4 protein-coding genes are annotated in these 4,586 nt (G+C 69.4%); 3 read left to right on the forward strand and 1 reads right to left on the reverse strand.

All coding sequences use genetic code 11. The features are described from left to right. Positions 1-9 precede the first annotated feature (9 nt). From ACFXHB_RS32390 to ACFXHB_RS32400, 3 genes are read left to right on the forward strand one after another with little or no spacing between them, the layout of a single operon-like run. Complete coding sequence (locus tag ACFXHB_RS32390) at positions 10-1,248, forward strand: ATP/GTP-binding protein (protein ID WP_380578321.1); 1,239 nt, start codon at positions 10-12, stop codon at positions 1,246-1,248. Continuing rightward, the gene (locus tag ACFXHB_RS32395) at positions 1,245-3,038 is read left to right on the forward strand and encodes a type IV secretory system conjugative DNA transfer family protein (RefSeq protein ID WP_380578323.1); all 1,794 of its coding nucleotides are present in this window, start codon (positions 1,245-1,247) and stop codon (positions 3,036-3,038) included. Before ACFXHB_RS32390 ends, ACFXHB_RS32395 begins: the two co-directional genes overlap by 4 nt. Continuing rightward, positions 3,031-3,636 carry a hypothetical protein gene (locus ACFXHB_RS32400; RefSeq protein WP_380578326.1) on the forward strand — a complete coding sequence of 202 codons (606 nt, stop codon included), beginning with the start codon at positions 3,031-3,033 and terminating at the stop codon, positions 3,634-3,636. The genes ACFXHB_RS32395 and ACFXHB_RS32400 overlap by 8 nt, the downstream gene beginning before the upstream one ends. Positions 3,637-4,215: 579 nt before the next feature. On the opposite strand, the gene ACFXHB_RS32405 is transcribed toward ACFXHB_RS32400, so the two are convergent. Then, positions 4,216-4,563, reverse strand: coding sequence for a hypothetical protein (locus ACFXHB_RS32405; protein ID WP_380578328.1), 348 nt, complete (start codon positions 4,561-4,563; stop codon positions 4,216-4,218). Positions 4,564-4,586 lie beyond the last annotated feature (23 nt).

Below are 4,586 nucleotides of genomic sequence, written 5' to 3' on the forward strand. Positions count from 1 at the left end.
GGGCGGGAGATGTACAGCGGGAAGGCGTTCATCTACGACCCGTTCGTGCTGTACGACCCCTCCGCTCGCGAGCGGCTGCCCAGCGGCCACGTCCTCATCCTGGGCAAGAGCGGCTATGGCAAGAGCGCCCTGGAGAAGTGCTACGTGCTCCGCCAGCTGCGCTTCCAGGACCGGGCGTTCGCTGTCCTGGACGCCCAGGGCGAGGACGGCGTGGGCGAATGGGACTCGATAGCCCGGGCGCTCGGCATCAAGCCGATCCGCCTGATCTACGGCGGCGCCGACGAGGACGGAGCGGTGCGGATCAACCCGCTCGACCCCCGCATCCCGGCCGAGCACCAGTTCAAGATCCTCTGCTCGATGATCGAGATCATCGACGGCGAGATGACCGCGGAGACCCGCTTCGCCCTCTCCGTCGCCCACCAGGTCGCCGTAACCACAGCCTCGACCGCCTCCCGAGTACCGGTGTTGTCCGACGTGCTGAACGCCCTCACCGCCCCCGAGCCCTCCGACCTCGGGAAGAAGACCGTCACTGCCGCGGAGCTCGGCCGCTGGGGCCGTCCCGCATCGCTGGCCTTGGACGAGCTCTGCTCCCCTACCCGCGACCTGGCCGGCCTCTTCGACGGGCCGACGACCGAGGGCATCGACCTCGACGCCCGCCTCATCATCTTCGACCTGACCCGGCTCCCGCGCGAGGGCATGGCGATGCCGCTCCTCATGTCGGTGATCGGACCATGGTTGCGCTTCGGATGGATCCGCCCGCACGACCGGATCAAGCGCACCCTGATCGTCGAGGAGGCCTGGCACATCCTCAGCCACCGTCCCGTCGCGCGGCTCTTCGAGGAATTCGTCCGCTACGGCCGCCGCCTCGGCCTGTCCTTCATGGCCGTCATCCACCACCTGAGCGACGTCGACGTCGACGAATCCCCCGAAGCGATGGCCATCCTCAAGCTCACCGCCACCCGCGTGCTCTACCACCTCGACAAGTCGGACGCCGACGCGACCGCGGCCTACCTGCAACTCCCCGCCTGGGCACGCGAGGCCATCGCCGACGGTGCCAACGTGTGCGCGCCCGGACGCGCGGTCTGGCAAGTCGGCGGCCGAATATCGCTGGTACAGCACATTCGTTCGAGCACGGAGGTTCGGTTGACGAATACCAACAGCCGAATGAGCGAAGGGATTGCCAGCCAGCCCACCGGCTCGGAGGCCCCACTCATCGCCCTCCACAAGGGGAGCGCCACAGGAGCATGAACAAGGTCGCCTCGCCGCTCTCCGCCACCCGGATACGCCTTGGCCGGGACGCGTGGTGGATCGGCCTGATCTTAGCACTCGTCGTCCTGTCCGCCCTCATCTGGCTCGCCGCCGTCATGTCCGGCCTCCCGACTCACCACCAGCCGGCCGCCATTAGCTGGACCGAGGCCGGCGCGTCGTCGGCTCGGGTGTTCGTCCACTTCACCTCTCCGTCGGATGCCTTCCACGCGAGCTCCGGCGTCGGTGGACCGGTCCCCTTCTGGGGTCTGTTCGCCGGCGAGTGCACCGGGGCCTTCTACCTCACAAAGGCCGTGTGGCTGCGCTGGCAGCGCCGCCTGTCCGACGGCGCCGACGGCCTCGCCACCCGCAAGCAGCTCGAGAACGCCATGGGCGAGGCCAAGGCGCTGTCCCGCGTGGCGTCGCTGCGCCCGAGTCTGGCCAAGGCGGCGGCCGGCTCGGTCGACGTGCGCGAGGTCGCGGTGTTCTGCGGCACCGCCGATCCGGCGAGGCTGCCGCTGTGGCTGACGATCGAGGAGAGCCTGCTGATCGTGGCGCCGCCGCGGGAGGGCAAGACCCAGCAACTGATCCTGCCCGCGATCCTGGACTTCGCCGGCACCGTGCTCGCCACATCCAGCAAGACCGACGTCCTCTTCGCCACGGCGAAGCTACGCGAGCGCCACGGCAAGGTGATGGCTCTGGACGCCACCGGGCTCTCCGGATGGCCGCACCAGCTCCAGTGGCCGCTGACCGACGGCTGCGAGGACTTCCAGACTGCCCGCCGACGTGCGGAGACCCTCACCTCCTCCACCAAGAGCGACGAGGGCACCAAGAACGGCGGGTACTTCGTCATGAACGCGAAGATGCTCATCACCTGCTGGCTGCACGCGGCCGCCCTCGACGGCCGCAACGCTCTCGACATCCTGAAGTGGGCGACCTCGCCGACCGAGCGGGAGGCCGTCGACCTCCTGGCCCGCCACCGCAAAGTCGAGCTGTCCCGGGCGCTGGCGGCGCAGCACGCTGCCGCGCCGGAGGAGCGCAGCGCGTCCTGGCGTACCGCGGAGCAGAGCTTCATCGCGCTGTACGACGAGCGGGTCGCGGGGATCTTCGCTCCGCGGCGGAGCAACTTCGACATCGAGGCGTGGCTGCGCGGCGGCGGGACACTGTTCCTAATCGGGGACGAGGAGGAGGGCAGCGCGTTGGCACCGATCCTGGCAACGTTCGTGCAGGCGATTCTCGACACGGCCAAGAAGGTCGCGGCCCGGATGCCCAACGGGCGGCTCGACCCGCCCCTGGGATGCTTCCTGGACGAGCTCGCGAACGTGGCGCCACTCCCCCAGATCCCCAGCTTCATGTCCGTCAGCGGGTCCCAGAACATCTTCGTCGCGGCCGTCCTGCAGAACTTGGCGCAGGCCGAGGAACGCTGGGGGCAGACCGGCGTGCGCAAGCTGTTCGGATCCGCAACGGCGAAGATCATTCTCGGTGGTGTGTCGGACGAGCAGGAGCTGAAGGCCTACTCGGCGCTAGTCGGCGAGTTCGACGAGGACACCGAGTCAGTGTCCGACGATGGCGACCGGGTCTCCTCCTCGCTGTCGGTGCGACGCCGGGCCGCGCTGGAGCCCAGCGACATCCGCATGCTCGAGGAGCGGATGGGGCTCCTGGTCCACCGGCGAACCCCGGCGACCCGGGTGCGGTTCGTCCGGGCATACGAGGGGCCGCGGGGGGCCGAGATCGCCGCCGCGACCAAGGAGGCACTCGCCATGGTCAACCCGGAGGTGGTCCCCGGTGCCTGACGCCTTCGACCCGTTGTTCGACGAACTCGCGTCGATCAACGCCGAACTGGCCTCCATCACTGTCCGCCTCGCCACCCTGGAGGAGCGCCAGCCCGCCGTGAGTGCCGGAGCCGGTGAAGGCGCGGCCGGCGGCGGTCCGTCCGACCGGGCCGCCGGTGCGCCGGTGCTGTGGCAGTCGATGGGTGAGGAGCAGAGGGCCGCACTGTGGCCGGAGTTCGTCGCGTGGGTGATCTGGCTCGCGGATGCGTACGAGCTGACGACCGAGCAGCTTCCCCGGCAGTGCTGGTGGCAGCACGCGTCCGTCGTCGAGGAACTCACCGCTCTGTGGACGTCGCACTCCTCCGCGTACGCCTCGGAGGAGGACGTCGGCGCCTCCCCCTACCTGTGGCAGGACGCTCTGGCCCGGGCCATCGAGCGGATCAGCCGCAACTGGCTCGGCGGCTGCGTCAACGGCTTCCACGAACCGAAGTCCCGCATCCCCTTCGCCGAGGCCGCCTACCGCACCGAACTGCTGGAGGCCGGCCCGCCCTGCCAAGCCGAGCCGCCGGCCCCAGCAGGTTCCGCCGAACCGGTGGAGCCGCCCCCACCCGCCGGCTGACACTGTCATGCCGTCGGCTCTGCGACCACAGCGAGGGCTCACTTGGACATCCAGCCGGAGCCGGGACTGGGACCTCGCCGGACAGGAGCGGCTGCCCCGCTGCGTCGGCCCGAACGGTGACATGAACGCGATCGGCGAACGCTTCCGGCCGGTCACAGCGGGTGCGGGCCGTCGATGGGCGACTGGGATTTCTCCCAGGCAGGTGCTTGATCGGCCATACAGGCAGTGGCTTTGTTCACGACTCGTGAAGTCAGTTGTTCACGGGTTTGGAAGGCGTCTGCAGACCGGACGACTCGATGTTCACAAGAACGGGAGTCACCTGCCGACGCCCGGCAACGGCGCGTCGGTGGCTGCCGCCTGCGCCCGTAGCCAGCGCTTTTGCCCCGTGCCCCGAGCGGGCGGTAGTCGGCGTCCGGCCGGCCACCACCGAGGTGCTGCCCTTTCTCGTGAACATCCGGACTGGGCGCTGCCGCCCGAACTGCTGTCGAAACGCTGCTCTGTGACGTGAACAGAGCCACAGGCAGGTTGGGTCAACAGCACACCTGAGCCTGCTGTCGACGGGAAAGCAGAGCTGCGCGGTCACGCTCTGCCGCGCCGCTCCTCCTCCGTGCGATCTCCCATTGGCGTGCGTCGGTGATGCCATGTCTGCGTCTGCTGCCACTCAGCCAGTGGTGCAAGCGTCTTCCGAACCGCCTGCACCGGGCCGTCGGCCGCCGCCGCGGTGCGGCGCTCCAGCTCGGCCATCGTCTCCCGCAGCTGCGCGGCCACAGCTTCCAGTTCCGCCTGTTGGCGCTGCAGCTCGGCCGAGGCACTGGTGCCTTCGGGCCAGCCTGCCGTCCGAAGAACGCCCCTCTGGCACCGGAGCAGGGCGGCCATCAGCCGGGCGCGCTCCTCGCTGAGATCCCGGGTACTCATCTGCCTTGCCATGAACCAGCACTCCTCCCTGTCTT

The organism is Kitasatospora sp. NPDC059327 (assembly GCF_042752535.1).
Lineage (GTDB): Bacteria > Actinomycetota > Actinomycetes > Streptomycetales > Streptomycetaceae > Kitasatospora.